13 protein-coding genes and 1 pseudogene are annotated in these 15,661 nt (G+C 41.2%); 5 read left to right on the forward strand and 9 right to left on the reverse strand.

What is annotated here, in order from left to right:
- The first annotated feature begins 46 nt into the window (after nucleotides 1-46).
- Nucleotides 47-751: a hypothetical protein gene (locus P4S60_RS13685; protein WP_337116303.1), complete on the forward strand. Its 705-nt coding sequence runs from the start codon at nucleotides 47-49 to the stop codon at nucleotides 749-751.
- On the opposite strand, the gene P4S60_RS13690 is transcribed toward P4S60_RS13685, so the two are convergent.
- From P4S60_RS13690 to zntR, 4 genes are all read right to left on the reverse strand, one after another.
- Nucleotides 748-993, reverse strand: a complete 246-nt coding sequence (locus P4S60_RS13690; protein ID WP_337116304.1) for a DUF1289 domain-containing protein — start codon at nucleotides 991-993, stop codon at nucleotides 748-750. The two genes, P4S60_RS13685 and P4S60_RS13690, sit on opposite strands and share 4 nt — an antisense overlap.
- Before the next feature lie 262 nt (nucleotides 994-1,255).
- Nucleotides 1,256-2,386 carry a 1-acyl-sn-glycerol-3-phosphate acyltransferase gene (locus P4S60_RS13695; protein ID WP_188728276.1) on the reverse strand — a complete coding sequence of 377 codons (1,131 nt, stop codon included), beginning with the start codon at nucleotides 2,384-2,386 and terminating at the stop codon, nucleotides 1,256-1,258.
- Between the two features lie 154 nt (nucleotides 2,387-2,540).
- Nucleotides 2,541-3,818 (reverse strand): SO_0444 family Cu/Zn efflux transporter, encoded by a 1,278-nt coding sequence (locus P4S60_RS13700; RefSeq protein WP_337116305.1) that lies wholly within the window; start codon nucleotides 3,816-3,818, stop codon nucleotides 2,541-2,543.
- Nucleotides 3,802-4,215, reverse strand: coding sequence for a Zn(2+)-responsive transcriptional regulator (zntR, locus tag P4S60_RS13705; RefSeq protein WP_119853996.1), 414 nt, complete (start codon nucleotides 4,213-4,215; stop codon nucleotides 3,802-3,804). The genes P4S60_RS13700 and zntR overlap by 17 nt, the downstream gene beginning before the upstream one ends.
- Before the next feature lie 94 nt (nucleotides 4,216-4,309).
- On the opposite strand from zntR, the gene P4S60_RS13710 reads away from it, so the two are divergent.
- Nucleotides 4,310-5,254, forward strand: coding sequence for a D-2-hydroxyacid dehydrogenase (locus P4S60_RS13710; protein ID WP_337116306.1), 945 nt, complete (start codon nucleotides 4,310-4,312; stop codon nucleotides 5,252-5,254).
- A gap of 163 nt (nucleotides 5,255-5,417) precedes the next feature.
- Nucleotides 5,418-5,798, forward strand: coding sequence for a DUF3192 domain-containing protein (locus P4S60_RS13715; protein ID WP_337116307.1), 381 nt, complete (start codon nucleotides 5,418-5,420; stop codon nucleotides 5,796-5,798).
- A gap of 33 nt (nucleotides 5,799-5,831) precedes the next feature.
- Here P4S60_RS13715 and P4S60_RS13720 read toward each other — a convergent pair whose 3' ends face one another.
- The 4 genes from P4S60_RS13720 to P4S60_RS13735 form a co-directional block, all read right to left on the reverse strand.
- Complete coding sequence (locus tag P4S60_RS13720) at nucleotides 5,832-6,755, reverse strand: GGDEF domain-containing response regulator (protein ID WP_337116308.1); 924 nt, start codon at nucleotides 6,753-6,755, stop codon at nucleotides 5,832-5,834.
- On the reverse strand, nucleotides 6,724-8,022 hold the full coding sequence (locus P4S60_RS13725) for a response regulator (RefSeq protein ID WP_337116310.1): 1,299 nt from the start codon (nucleotides 8,020-8,022) through the stop codon (nucleotides 6,724-6,726). The genes P4S60_RS13720 and P4S60_RS13725 overlap by 32 nt, the downstream gene beginning before the upstream one ends.
- Before the next feature lie 22 nt (nucleotides 8,023-8,044).
- The gene (locus tag P4S60_RS13730) at nucleotides 8,045-10,153 is read right to left on the reverse strand and encodes a PAS domain S-box protein (protein WP_337116311.1); all 2,109 of its coding nucleotides are present in this window, start codon (nucleotides 10,151-10,153) and stop codon (nucleotides 8,045-8,047) included.
- Nucleotides 10,154-10,215: 62 nt separating this feature from the next.
- A complete protein-coding gene (locus P4S60_RS13735; protein ID WP_337116312.1) occupies nucleotides 10,216-11,613 on the reverse strand; it encodes a PhoH family protein in 1,398 nt (465 codons plus the stop codon).
- 298 nt (nucleotides 11,614-11,911) lie between these two features.
- Here P4S60_RS13735 and rapA point away from each other — a divergent pair.
- Nucleotides 11,912-14,807 (forward strand): annotated as a pseudogene (rapA, locus tag P4S60_RS13740) (RNA polymerase-associated protein RapA).
- A 65-nt stretch (nucleotides 14,808-14,872) separates the two neighbouring features.
- On the opposite strand, the gene P4S60_RS13745 reads toward rapA, so the two are convergent.
- On the reverse strand, nucleotides 14,873-15,193 hold the full coding sequence (locus P4S60_RS13745) for a hypothetical protein (protein WP_105174518.1): 321 nt from the start codon (nucleotides 15,191-15,193) through the stop codon (nucleotides 14,873-14,875).
- A 43-nt stretch (nucleotides 15,194-15,236) separates the two neighbouring features.
- On the opposite strand from P4S60_RS13745, the gene P4S60_RS13750 reads away from it, so the two are divergent.
- Nucleotides 15,237-15,593: a DUF5522 domain-containing protein gene (locus tag P4S60_RS13750; protein WP_337116313.1), complete on the forward strand. Its 357-nt coding sequence runs from the start codon at nucleotides 15,237-15,239 to the stop codon at nucleotides 15,591-15,593.
- Nucleotides 15,594-15,661 lie beyond the last annotated feature (68 nt).

The raw sequence follows: 15,661 nt of genomic DNA on the forward strand, positions 1-15,661 counted from the left end.
ACACATATCAGTAAATTAACGAGCAATTTATGTACGCAAGGAACGCATGTTGTCAAAATATCTGAGTCACAGATTCGCCTTATTTTTGCTGTTTTTTTGCTTCTCAAGTAGTGCCAGCACCAATTTACTGATCTTTAATCGCCCCGCCGATACACCACAAGCTCGCTATGTTATTGATTTAATGAAAATAGCATACAAAGAAATTGGCTATGAGATCCATATAATCGATTTTAATCATCAAAATGCGCTTGTTGCCGCAAACCAAGGTGTGCTCGATGGGCAGCTAGGCCGTATTGCTGATGTTAAAGATGATTATCCTAATTTATTGAAGGTGGACTACCCACTTTTTGATTTTAATTTAGTGCTACTGAAAAATTGCCGACAATGCCAATATGAAGAACTTAAATCGTTAGCAATTCAGTCAAGCTACCCGGCGGCTCAGAGTTATATCGATAACCACCCATTTGAAGGCGATGTGATCAAGGTTAGAAATGTCACTGCGCAGCTTAACTTACTGACGCAAAAACGTGTTGAAGGGACAATCTTGCTAGACTTTTTATTGTCGACTAAGCACCCTGGCTTTGACCAAACAGCCTTCCATAAACAAGTTTTAATGCCGATGAAGAGCTTTCATTTTGTTCATAAGCGTCATGCGGCAATAATACCGCAACTGACCAAAGTACTTAAAAAGCTTGATGAAAACGGCACGGTGCAATTTTTAAAATCGAAATATAACCTCAGTAAATTTTAAAAATCAAAGCCACCTTGCTCAGGGTTTGTGTGTTGTTGCTCTACCTGCTGTTTTTTCTGAAGGTAACGTTTATAACGCTGTTGGCATAAGCTAATGACTTTACGTTTTTCTGCATTGGTAAACTTATTCCAATAAAAACGCTCGTCACGGCTACGGTAGCATCCTTTACAATAGCCACGGTTATTAACTTGGCATATCCCTTTGCAAGGGCTTGGAATTTCAAATATTTCAATTTGTTGCATCACAAATGCCAGTTAATAAGTAATAGTAAAAGTATAGCCTGAAAATTAACCATAAAAAAAGCCACTTTAAAAAGTGGCTTCTTAAACTAATACCAATTCGCTTAATTAAGTAGTTTATTTTGAGGCAAGAAAACCTTGTTGATAACAAGGAAAAAATTTCGTTATTTAGTTGTTCTAAATGAGAAATTTTTAACGCAGGTAGCGACAGGTTTAATCCCTCAAAATGATTAAGTATTATTGCGGATTGGTATAATTGTTTCGCTTACTCAGATTCGCTTGTGGCAAGTTCTGCTTTACGATGAAAAGGCTTAGCATACATAGCTAATACCAAAGGTTTTAACTCCTCTGGCACTTTCGCGATGCGCTCGTTAAAAGCTGCAGCATCTTTTTCATCAATCACAGCTTGCGTACAACCACCCGCTATATAGTTACCTGGGTGTAAGAAAAACGAATCAACAATTTGCTGATCAATGGTTTTTGCCAGCTCTTCAGGCGATTCACAGCCAGACTCAATTGGCTCACCAAACGCTAAATGTACATGCCCTTTTGCTGTACTAAAACCTTCAACAATACTAGCAATGTCTTCCCCCTGCTGTTTCACATACTGACCATGTTGCTGTTTGTGATAAAGCTCTTTCGCTTTAGCAATCGCGCATGGCTCGTATTGATAAGAGATAGACACTGGTACAATTTTTAACTCGCGAACGTACTCAGCAAATTCTTTCTTCTGCTTGCGACCTTGTAACTGCAACATTTTAAGTAAGGCTGGATCTGTTTGATCAAAACCATCTTTTGCTCGACCTTCTTTTTGCGCTATCCAAATTGAGTGGCCTTCAGCAAGTGAGTCATAAATATAAGCAGACAGCTGCGACAGCGCTTTTAGCATCTCTTTCGGTGCTTTCGCTGAGCGCTTCACAATAAAGCTTTTGTTTAAACGCATTAACTCTGTGATATACGGAATTTGCAGTAAGTTATCACCAATTGCGATGCGAACTGTCGGCATGTTGTGCTTGAACAAGCCCCAATTCACCAACGCAGGATCAAGCACAATATCGCGGTGATTAGAGATAAATAAGTAAGCTTGTTTTGGGTCTAGTTTATCGATACCTGAAAACGTCACTTCTGACGTAGTACGGGTAACGAGTTTATTTAAGTAATCAGCCACTTCATGCTGAACTTGCTCAACTGATGTGGTGTTACCCCACTTTTTACGTAGCTGGCTACGCACTAATGGGCGAGTAATAAATGGGAAGTTCGATAAAAAGCGCGGTAGATTATACTTAGCGATTACATCTACAAAGGCATTATCAGCAATCAAACGCGCTACTGAATCAGCTACTTCATCATCATTGTAAGGTCTTATGTCGGCGTATTTATCCACACTTTCACTCATTAAAAACTACTTAAGTTAAAAAACGGCACGCAGAGCGTGCCGTTAAAAATAATTGGCGGATTATAACTCAGGCAATTTTAAATGCGAACCGAGACGCGGTAGTTAACCAAGTTAAATGCCAATAAATTTTAAAAAGTTATTTTACAACAAACAATTACGCAATGCTCTTACCAGTTTGAGATGACTTTTTTAATACCATTTTTAGCATTAATCTAAGGATTAAAATTGCCAATACAATACCTGCTATCAGGCTTAACCAATGTGGTAGAACTTCATGCTCTTCACCCATCATCGGCGCCACCACAAAACCATATTGCGCCACTAAATAATCGGTTAAAAAGCCAAATGCCAGCGCCGTACCAATCACCCCAATTAGGTAGGCAAATACCGCGCGCTTGCCAAGCTCTTTTCCAACCACACCAAGCGTTGCAATGTTGGTTGCCGGCCCTGCCAACATAAACACCAGCACCGCCCCAGGAGACACACCACTGAGTAATAAGCCTGCCGCAATAGGTGTCGATGCAGTCGCACAGATATACATAGGAATACTGATTAAAATAACCACCAGCATCGCAAAAATGCCATTACCCCACTGGCTTAAAAAAGATTCTGGAACATAAGTTTGTACCAGAGCAGCAAAAAATAAACCAATCATTAACCAAATCATGGTGTCTTCAAGCAGCTTGTTACAACTAAAGCTCACCGCACGTTTCAGTTTGCTAAAACGACTTTCAATGGCTTTAGTTGACTGCTCACTGCTGCAACAGCTTTTCTGCGAAGGTGCTGCTTTTTCAGTTGCGCAACTATTTTGCGGCTCCTGAATTGGTTGCGATCCCTTGCTACTACAACAACTTGTTTTAACAGGCTCAAGCTCTTGAGGTGTTTGCTTACTACAACAACTTTGTGCGGGCTTAGCAGTTGCCTCTTTACTGCAACAGCTCGTTGTGGTCATAGGCTCAGGTTGTTTACTACTACAACAAGAGTCTTTTTTAGTACTTTCTTTATCTGATTGTGTGCTTTGCGGTTGATGAAGTTCACTATCTTTCCCCACTAAGACACCGGCCACAATGGCACTGCACACGGCGGCAATAGGACGTATTACTGCCATAAATGGGCCAAGCAACACATAAGATACCGAAACCGAATCGACCCCAGTTTCAGGGGTTGAAACTAAAAATGCGGTGGTGGCACTTTTTGACGCCCCCGCCCTTCTTAAACCAATGGCCGCAGGGATCACACCACATGAACACAATGGCATTGGGGCACCAATAAAGGCTGCTTTAACTGTGGTCCATAACCCTTCTTTGCCTAAATGCCGGTTAAGAAAGTTAGCAGGCAAATACACATTGAGAAGACCCGCTATGAATAAGCCCAGCATTAACCAAGGCGCTGAGAGTAAAAATAGATGCCAAAAATTATTGAGTAAGTCCATCGATATCCTCCAGCGTCGTTAGTATTGAACAGTTTTCAGCAGGCTCTTCGCCGCCACAACATTTATCTGCTAATAATGAAAGTGAGTCATAAAAGCGAGTAAGCTCTGCAATTCGTTGTGCAACGAGATCGCGTTTTTGTAATGTCATCTCTTTAACTTCATGACAAGAATGCTGATCTTTATGAAACTTAATTTGCAGTAGCTCTTTAATCTCAGCCAGGCTAAAGCCAACATTCTTTGCTCTGAGAATAAACGTCATTTGTTTATAGTCATTCTCAGAATAAAAACGATATCCCACGTCTGAGCGCGAACTTGGCGTTAACAAACCATGCTTTTCGTAGTACCTTAGCGTATCTGTTGAGACACCCAACTGGCGTGCAAACTCACCTATTTTCATCACCGTCTCCATTGTGAAGCGTTTAATTATTATGCTCACTATAAACCTTGGAGTACACCCCAAGGTCAAGCAATAAATTAAAAAAGGAAAGCACATGAATATTACTGTCCTTGATGCAGCGACATTAGCCAACACGTCGTTAGATGCCCTAGCGCAATTAGGTAAATTAACCTGTTACGACTTAACCGCCCAAGAGCAGGTTGTTGAGCGCAGCCAAGATGCCGATGTCGTTATCAGTAATAAAGTGGTGATTGATCAGCACGCTATGAGCAAATTACCTAATTTAAAATTAATATGTGTTGCAGCGACAGGGACTAACAACATTGATTTAGGTGCAGCAAAAGAGCATGGCATCGCAGTGACCAATGTCGCAGGTTATTCAACGCCGAGTGTAGTGCAGCATACCTTTACCCTCATCACTAATTTACTGGGTAATACTCACAGATACATTAATGATTGCCAGCAAGGCTTATGGCAACAAAGCCCAATGTTTTGCCGTTTAGATTACAGCTTTAATGAAATTGCCAGCAAAACACTGGCTATTGTTGGTTATGGCTCGCTGGGTAAAGCCGTTGCCGATGTAGCGCGCGCTTTTGGTGCCAATGTTATAATCAGCGAACGAAAAGGCGAAACGCCTCGTGAAGGTCGTGTTAGTTTCAATGATGCCCTAACCACAGCTGATATTATTAGTGTTCACTGCCCGCTTACTGATGAAACACGCAACCAAATCGGCGCGGCAGAATTAAGCATGATGAAACCGTCAGCTATTATTATTAATACAGCTCGTGGTGGAATTATCAACGAAGCCGATTTAGCTAATGCATTAGCTAATAATGTCATTGCCGGAGCCGGTGTTGATGTACTCAGTAAAGAACCCGCAGAGCAAGAAAACCCGCTGGCACAATACAAAGGTGCAAACTTATTACTTACCCCACACATTGCATGGGCCAGCCAAGAATCTATCGTGCGCTTAGTTAACGAAATTGCGTTAAATATCCAAGCATTTAATCAAGGCGAAATGCGTAACAGGTTGGTCTAAATCGCAATTTATTAGTCAATAGAGCTAAGTAGTTAGTAATTTATAACTTAGCCTTTTGACTAAAAACAACATAAACAATTGATTTAGTTATGATTTAAAAGTTTGGCAAGCAGTTTGCTATTAAGTGAATAACTAAAAAACAATTTCTTCGGGATAAAAGAACATGAAAAAAGCACTTCTAATTGCCGCGCTAACTGCACCATTTTTAACTGGTTGTGTCATTGCTGTTTCTGACGGCGAAGCCGATACACATTGGGCGGGAAGCTCATCTAGCTGGCAGCAACAACATAAAAATAATCGTGAAGTGATTTCTAATCTTGCATTAGATACAAGCTACCAAACGGTATTAAACAAACTAAATACACCTAACTTTACCGAGTTATTAAAGCAAGATGATGATGTGTATCAAGTATTATTCTATGCAACGCATAGCATTCACTCTGATGGCAAGATGACTAAAGACGAGTGTACGCCACTCGTATTTAAAAATGATAAGTTAATTGGTGTGGGTGATACTATTTATAAATCACTTAGCAATGGCTAATAAGAAATTTAAAACGGGTGAGTAGGCAATCGCCTACTCATGTTCATTTACTGCAATCATTCTCGATACTATCTGATCTCGTCCGGCATCCTTAGCCTGATAAAGACCTAAATCGGCTTCTTCAAGTAAGGTTTGCTCAGCATAAACCTGACCATTTTCAGTGGTCGCAATACCAATACTAATTGTGACATGGTCAGCATTTAGCGACGCTTTGTGCGGGATGTTTAACTCATTCACGGCATTGCGCAGTTTATTTGCAAACGACATAGCCTCTTTCGCTGAAGTATTGGGTAACACCGCAGCAAACTCTTCACCACCATAACGAGCAACAAAGTCACTGCCTCGTTCACACGCCCCAACTAAGGCATGAGCAATTTGTTTTAAGCAATCATCACCTGCTCGGTGACCATAGCAATCGTTGTAACGCTTGAAGTGATCAACATCCATCAATAACACCGATAACGGGGTTTGATCTCGGCGGCAACGACGCCACTCTCGCGCTAAATTTTCATCTAAATAACGTCGGTTTGGGATCTCGGTTAGGCCATCAATTGAGGCGAGCATTTCGAGTAAGTCATTTTTTTGTTTGATCAGCAGCTGGTTACGCACTCGGGCACGCACGATAGCTGCACTAAATGGTTTAGTGATGTAATCCATCGCACCTAATTCAAGGCCCTTTGCTTCATCATCGTGACTGGTATTAGCAGAAATAAATATTACGGGCAGCATACTGGTGGCCGCGCTTTCTTTTAACTTAGTAAGCACTTCGTAGCCGTCAATGCCGGGCATTACAATATCCAAGATCAACAAATCAACACTTTGCGTTTTTAAAAACGTCAGTGCTTTTTCGCCACTCTCAACACAAAAAACATCATAGTCTTGCTGCAATGTTTTCTCTAATACCAAGCGGTTTAACGGATCGTCATCAACAATCAGTACCTTGGCTCTTTTCAACATCAGTAGATCCTTGTTCGATGATAAATGCGATGACCTGTTTTATTTGCCATTGCAACTCATCATTTAATTGTTCGGGCAGTTCACCATCTGCCTTAAGCCTAGCTTCACATTGCTGAGCGCACGCTGACAATCGCTTAAAACCGAGATTTCCGGCTGACCCTTTTACATTATGAACCACACGGACCAACTCATCGGTAGTTTTTAATGTGGAGATTTGTAATAACTGCTCTGCTGCCATAGTCGCAAACTTTGATAACATAGTTAATACTAACTTAGTATTGTTTGCAAACTGAGACAGTATAAAAGCTTGATCAAAAAAGACTTCTTTTGTGTTATCAAGTTCACTCATTGCTAAAAACAACTTACTAGCAACAATCGGTTTAGTTAAATGCTTATTCATCCCCGCCGCGATTGAATGCTCAATATCCTCACTTTCACTGTGTGCAGTGAGTGCGTAAATCGGCATTTGCTCTTTGGTGAATGACTGACGAATAATACGCGTTGCCTGGCAACCATCCATCTCTGGCATCTGAATATCCATAAAAATGAGATCGGGCCTTAAGCTATTTGCCAGTTCAATGCCTTTTTCACCATTTTTTGCACACACAACGGTGACATCAATTTGCTCTAGAATACTTTTAATAATGCTTAAATTAAGCGGGTTATCATCCACAGCGAGTACTAAAAGCCCTGATAAGTCAGTACTTGAAGGCAGTGAAACCAGCTCTTTTTTCGCAGGCTCCGCGGCTTTATCAAGCTGTAAGCAAAAGCAAAATTCACTGCCTTTGCCTTTTTCGCTTTCAAGTTTAATTTCGCCTCCCATTAACGCAACTTCGTACTTAACAATCGCTAAGCCTAAGCCAACTCCCTGATGAGAGCGCGTTAATGATTCATCACCTTGAGTAAATGCATCAAATAAGCGGCTTTGATCTGCCTTGCTAATACCAATGCCCGTATCTTTAACAGTAAAACAAATGAGTTGTTGCTCAGCTGACTCTTCTACCAACATTAAGTTTAATGTCACTGTGCCTTGCTCGGTGAATTTGGCAGCGTTTGTCAGTAAATTAGCCAATACTTGCTGCAAGCAAATTTGGTCACCCACTAAGTTATCGCTAATATTTTGATCGCATTCAACTTTAAACTCGATATCTTTACTTGCGCATAAAGGGGCCGTTATTCCCTGACAATAGTCGATTAAATCAGGCACACTAAAAGGGGCTTTATTAAGTTGTACTTGCGAGCTTTCCGCGCGGGCAAAGTCGAGCATACGATTCAATAAAGTAAGCAAGCTATTGGCCGCTGATTTTGCCTGTTCGGCATGGTTGCGCCTGCGGCTGTGTTAAACCTTGTAAAGCGATAACATCAATTAAGCCTAATACAGCATTAAGTGGTGTGCGTATTTCATGACTGAGGTTAGCAATAAAGCGGCTTTTAGCTAATGTTGCCCGCTCAGCATCATCTTTTGCTTTAACTAAATCCGTCACATCCTGCACATGAACAACATAGTAATCAGGTGTTTGCTCAGCATTCCAAACTAATGACACACTAATTTGTAGCCAGCGCTGCTGCTCTTGTTGTTCAAGACTAAAGTGATAAACTTTTTTCTTCTCATGCAACAGCTCTGTCAGGGTATTTTTTAACGCCTGATAAGACGTATCGGCAAATAAGTCTATTAATTTAAGATCATTGGCGTTTTCAATTGCAAAGATTTTACGTGCCGCTTTGTTTGCTTGCAGCACCTGATCGTCAAGTGATACCAACAGCACCCCATTAGCGGCATACTCCATGGCACTGCGTAATTTCGCTTCAGAACTTTGTAATGCATTCAGCGCATTATGCTGCTCGGTAATATCACGACCAATCGCCATGGTGCCAAGAAATTGCTGATGCTCGTTGTAAAATGGCACGATGCTAAACAGATAACTGTTATCTTCTGTGGTCAATCTTTTTTGATAAGCTTGGCGATCTTTGAGGACTTGTTTTTCAAGCTCATTTAACTCGCCGTTATCATCACTAATATCACATAATTGCTGCCCTACAAGCTTCTCTTGTGGCAAACCAATATAGCGCTCATACGCTTTATTACAGCCTAAAAACGAGCCATCAATATTCTTAAAATAAATGAGATCAGGTACGTTATTAAGCATGGTATTTAATAACGCTAAGTGACGCTCTTTCGCATCAATACTTCGACGCAATTGTTTTGACTTTACCTGTACTTGCGAATCAAGCGCTTTATTTGCCTCTTGTAATGATTGAACGAGCTCTTCATTACGGCTAAATACCTTTTTCACACGGCTGAACCAAGGCTGCCAATCAACTGGAATACGATAATGAACTAACGCTTGTTTGCCTTCATCATGCTGCTCAAGATAATTCATTAAGTGCGTCATTGGTTTTACAAAAATACGCTGACTCAACCAAAAAACAGCGCTGAACATCATCACTAAAAACACACTCAAAAATGCGAATTCTAAAAAAATGTCGTAGCCTACAGGTTCACTCAAGGCTTGCTTTGATTCATAGAAACGAGTGTAAATAGGTAAGTTTGTTGCTTCTTGCACTAAATGACTGTGGTTATTTTTGCGCATATCTACAGCGACATTCGGCCAATGTTCGCTAGCACTGACGGCAATGTTAAGTTGTGTCTTCGAGCTGGCTATAACTTGGTTATCTTGGTTGATAAAAATATACTCACCATAGTTAGGCGATATTTTTTTTAACCAACTAGAAATTGCTTCAAGGTCATAAATCAACACGATGTAATCACGACTATTGGCTGCTCGTTGCTTACCAATAGCAAAGTAGGCATGGCCATTAATAGTCAACACGGGGCTCGAAGCAAGCTTGTTGCTATTCACTAATAGAGGCCGAAACTTGTTATCTAGCACACTGGTCAAAAATTCACTTTTTGCTGTGTTACGGCGCTTAATATAAACAAAGCCTTGCTCATTAACATAAGCAACCGCTTCTAAAGATTGAATAAGTGACAGCGTGGTATTAAAAGACGGACCAAGGGCAATTACTCGTCGCCATTGATTAATTGCATAAGCGGTTGAAGCAAACTTTCCTTGCCCGACTATCTCGCCCACTCCATCACCAACGATTTGATAGTAATAATGATCAAACTGGTTCACATTACGTGCCCAACTAGGATCAAAATCATAAGAAAGTGGCTGCTCGTAGAGTTTAAACATGGTGTCAATGAGGCCATCTGCGGCACTCATCGCATGGCTAAGTTGAGCTGAGATATTATTAAAACCGTTTTGCCTGCTTTCTATCGCCCGCTCAAGTTTTAAATTATATAAGTGTAAACACAAAAAAAACGCCACCAGCAGCGGCACAATAAGTGCCACTGCTAAAGAGCGATAGTAATGCTTTAACGGTAAAAAATTCACTGGCTTATAAGTACCTTACCTCGGTAACAGCTAGGTTAACGAGGCATAGGTATACTGGCAAGTTATAAATTTTCTTCAGCAAAGCTGGCTAAACGACTACGTACTACACCGTTTAAGTTAACAGTGGCACTACCCTCAAAATCTTTAAAACGCTCAACAATATAGGTTAAGCCTGAGGTCACAGGCGTGAGGTAGTTACTATCAATTTGCGCTAGGTTACCTGAGCAAATTAGTTTAGTGCCTTCACCGCGACGAGTAATAATGGTCTTCAGCTGTGATGCGGTTAAGTTTTGACTCTCATCCAAAATAACAACAGCATTTTGAATACTACGACCACGCATAAAGTTTACCGATTTAAACTGTACGTTGGCTTTTTCCATAATGTAATTACGGCTTGAAATCGGATTCTCATCTCCTTTATGCAGCACTTCTAACGTATCGGTGATAGCAGCTAACCACGGCGCCATTTTCTCTTCTTCGGTGCCCGGTAAAAAACCAATTGACTCAGCAATCTCTGGGGTATTACGAGTGACAATAACTTTATCGTAAATGCCTTTTTCAATAATCATTTCAAGCGCACTGGCAAGAGCGAGTAAGGTTTTACCACAGCCAGCGGGGCCAGTTAAAATCACCAACTCAATGCTTGGGTCAAGCAGCGCATCAAGTGCCATTCCTTGATACACATTTTTAGGCTTAACTCCCCACGCGGTATGGCTCATCAAACGCTCAACACTGATATCTTTTAAAGTAATTTGTTTATCATCGTAGCTTGTTACTCGAGCCGCAAAGTGGTCGCTTTCATCTAAAATATATTCATTACAGAACACATCGCTAATCGTGCTTTTTGCCACATGATGATAGGTATCTCGGCCTTGCTGTTCTGTTTCGCATTCTCCAACCTGTTGCCAAAAATCACCGTCAATTTTTTTATAGCCGCTAGTAAGCAAAGCAATGTCGTCAATTAATTGGTCTGTTCTGTAGTCTTCAACAAATTTAAGGCCTGCCCCTTTCGCTTTGAGGCGCATATTTATGTCTTTGGTCACAAGCACCACCTTGCTATCGCTGTGTTGCTTCTGCAAATGAACAGCACAATTGATAATGCGATGGTCGTTTTCGTTGCCAGGTAACCCCGAAATACTGTCTGCAAATAAATGGTCATTAACGATAATTAAGCGGCCACGAGATTCTGTTTTAGCCTTTTTGTTACTAGGAAGCGCGACACCCTGCAACATTTGCTCTGGCGAAGCGTCCTTTAGCACTTCATCTAAACCACGAATAGCAACACGGGCGTCACGGCTAACGTCATGTTTCCTATCTTTAATGTGGTCGAGCTCTTCTAATACTGTCATGGGGATAACAACATCATGTTCTTGGAAAGATAAATAAGCGAGGGGTTCGTGGAGTAATACATTGGTATCGAGCACATACATTTTACTATCAAGGTTCGAAGCTTTTTCCATAGCACTTTCCTTACGTTTTATGATTTTTATGCTATACCCAATAAACTAAACAAGCGGCGGATGAAGCTATGATTTATTTGTCAGGTATATACTCAGTTTAGTCTATTTACGACAAAAGTCCTTTTTATGACAAACAAATATACAATTATTTAACTGGTTAAAATACATACAATTTTTACCCTTAATAATGACTTAAAAAGGTTGACTAAATTTAATTGTGTGCGGCGAGTTTACTGCCTTGAAGTAGCATGGCGTTACAGGTAACATAGCCGCCTTTTTCTTCATAGACGAGACATACATGAATTTTTCCTTAGGTCAGCGTTGGATCAGTGATACTGAGTCAGATTTAGGATTAGGCACCGTTGTTGCCCTTGAAGGCCGTCAGGTCAGCATTTTATTTCCAGCCAGTGGAGAAAACAGAGTTTATTCTTTAACAGAAGCACCTGTTACTCGTGTCGCATTTAATCCAGGTGATATTATTCGCGGCTGTTGAAGAGTGGGAATTAGAAGTTGAGTCTGTTGAAGCGCAAGGCGAGTTACTATGCTATCACGGCATTCGCGTTGATAATGGTGAAAAAACGCAGTTAAAAGAAACCTTTTTAGATCACTTTATCAAATTCAATAAACCACAAGACCGTTTATTTGCAGGTCAAGTAGACCGTTTTGACCGCTACACGCTTCGCTACCAAACTTGGCAGCACCAGTTTGAGCGCCAACAATCACCTTTAAAAGGTTTAATTGGTCAGCGTGCAAACCTTATTCCGCATCAGCTTTATATCGCACAAGAAGTGGGTAAACGTTTTGCGCCACGCGTATTACTTTCTGATGAAGTGGGTTTAGGTAAAACCATTGAAGCAGGTATGATTTTACACCAGCAAATCATCAGTGGCCGCGCTAGCCGCGTATTGATTGTTGTGCCTGAAAACCTTCAACATCAGTGGTTAGTAGAAATGCTACGCCGCTTTAACTTACGTTTTTCAATTTTTGATGAAGAGCGTTGTGATGAAGCATTTGCAGACTCACCAAACGTATTCGAAACAGAACAGTTAGTACTTACTAGCCTTGAGTTCTTAAGCAAGAAAAAACGCTGGTTTGAGCAAGCAACGCTGGCTGATTGGGATTTATTAGTGGTTGATGAAGCGCACCATTTAAGTATCAACAATGGTAAGCCAAGCACTGAATACCAACGTATGGCAGAATTAAGCCAAGACATTCCAGGCCTTATCTTATTAACTGCGACGCCAGATCAACTTGGTCACCGCAGTCACTTTGCCCGCTTGCAATTACTCGATCCAGATCGTTTCTATGACTACGATGCGTTTGTTGAAGAAGAAAGTAACTACAAAGAGGTTGCCGAAGCTGCTAACCAATTACTGGGTCAAAAAGGCCTTGATGATACTTCTCGTGCAACATTAAAAGAGCTATTAAAAGAAACCGATATCACAGAGCTTTTAGCCAAAGCAGAGCAAGGTGATGAAACGGCACGTAACGAAATTTTATCAATGCTGCTAGACCGCCATGGTACAGGTCGTATTTTATTTAGAAATAGCCGTAGCGGAATTGATGGCTACCCAAGCCGTAAACTTCATGCATACCCTATGGCGATGCCTAAACAATATAAAACGGCGATGTCAGTACTGGGTAACATGGCTGGGATTCAAAATGCAGAGCTAACTGCTCTTCGCGCTTTATTCCCAGAAAAAATCTTCCAAGAGTTTGAGGGTGAAAATGCCAGCTGGGGCGCATTTGACCCACGTGTTGATTGGTTAATCGATACCTTAAAAACCCTTAAACACGAAAAAGTACTGCTTATCTGTGCTAAAGCAGAAACCGCACTTAGCCTAGAACAGATTTTACGTGAGCGTGAAGCAATTAAAGCCTCAGTTTTCCACGAAGGTATGTCGATTGTAGAACGTGACCGTGCAGCAGCTTACTTTGCTGATGAGTACGACAGCGCACAAATTCTTCTTTGTTCTGAAATTGGCTCTGAAGGTCGTAACTTCCAATTCTCGCATCACCTAGTACTGTTTGATTTACCACTTAACCCAGACTTACTTGAGCAACGCATTGGCCGTCTTGACCGTATTGGTCAAACTCAAGACGTAAACATTCACGTGCCGTATTTCGAAAACACGGCACAAGAAGTGTTATTACGTTGGTACAACGAAGGCCTAGATGCGTTTGAAACAACCTCAACAACTGGGCAAATGCTGTATAAAGAGTTTGGCGAAGAGCTACTTGAGTTTATTGGTGCACACAATTGCGACGAAGAAGAGCTAGACCCACTACTAGAACAAGTTGCAGGTCAAAATGCCAAGCTTCGTAAGCAAATGGAAAGTGGTCGTGACCGCTTACTAGAGCTGCACTCAAGTGGTCAAGGTCGAGCAGAAAGTCTTGTTGCTGATATCGAAGAATTAGACGATCAATTCACGCTGCCAAGTTACATGATCAATGTGTTCGACACCTTCGGTGTAAGCCAAGAAGATAAAGGTGAAAATACCATTATCTTAAAGCCAACTGAGCACATGCTAAACCCATCTTTCCCATGTTTGAAAGATGATGGCATCACGGTAACGTTTGATCGCAGCACCTCGCTTTCGCAAGAAGACGCGCATTTCATTAGTTGGGACCACCCTATGGTGCAAGGCAGCTTAGATATGATTTGTGATGATGACTTTGGTACTGCCTCTGTGGCGTTACTGAAAAACAAAAAGTTACCTGCTGGCACCTTCTTTGTTGAAATGATCTTTATTGCTGAGGCGATGGCACCTAAAGCGTTGCAGGTTGGTCGCTTCTTACCACCTACGCCAATTCGTATCTTATTAGATAAGAGCAGCAATAACTTGGCCGACAATGTTGCCTTTGATGCCTTCAACCAGCAGTTGTCTGCGGTTGGTCGCCAGACGGCAAGTAAGTTAGCCAGTGCACTACAAAGCGCCATTCACCCAATGATCACCAGCGCACAAGGCATGGCACAAACCAAGCTTGAAACACTACGCGCTGAATCACTAGAGAAAATGCAAACTGCACTCGGTGAAGAGCAAGCTCGTTTAACAGCACTTAAGCAGATCAACCCGAATATTCGTGATGAAGAGCTGAGCTTCTTTGATAAGCAACGTAGTGAACTCACTACTTATATCGAAAAAGCGCAAGTTAAACTGGATGCAATTCGTTTAATTGTGGTTTCTCACTAACCCATTGGCTTGTGAGCGAAAGCTTTAAGGTTTGCTTAAAGCTTTCGTGCTTACCTTCAATCATGCTATTGCATTATCGTTAATAACTTCTCTAGCATACTTTTATTCAACTCACCCATTTGCTCGTTATTGCTTAAAGCATATATAGCCCCTTCAACAGCACTTTCGTCGATGTCTTGCCTGGACTCTACGACATTTGCCCAAAGCTCTAACTCATCGATATCTATTTCGCCATCGATAACACGCTGTAAAACCTGACAGAAAACGTCTTGCGTTAGAATATACACATCACCTTGTGTGTCAGGAGTGCTTGTAATCACTGAGATTGCCTCAAATCGGTTATCACCAAAACGGGCAAACTCATCTAATGCGTCTAATTTATCCATTTGCTATGCTTACCTTTTCAATCTCAAAGCATCTTTTTAATAAATGACAACCCTTACTTGCTCACAATGCAAAGCAACCCTTCACTGCCAAGCCGATAATATTAATGCCTGCTGGTGTAACGAGCTGCCCAACATTTTACCACTCGATGAGGCTGCAACAGAGTGTTTATGCCGAGACTGTACTATAAAAAAGATAAATTCATTTTTATCTAAACTTTACCAACAACCTTTAGAACAGCAACTAGCCTTTGCCAAGCCTTATTTTTCTCAAGGAAATTTAATAGAAAATCTTGATTACACCATGCAAAACAATTACATGGTATTTAGCCGCTGGTTCTTTTTAAAACGCGGCCATTGCTGCAGTAATGGCTGCTCTCACTGTCCTTATTCCGATAACTAACACCCAAGTAGAGTATTTATTCAATTAGTTTGCATTTAATTGCAAATATTGCATGGACGAAAAGAATA

Source organism: Pseudoalteromonas sp. Hal040 (assembly GCF_037162425.1).
Taxonomy (GTDB): Bacteria; Pseudomonadota; Gammaproteobacteria; order Enterobacterales; family Alteromonadaceae; genus Pseudoalteromonas; species Pseudoalteromonas gelatinilytica.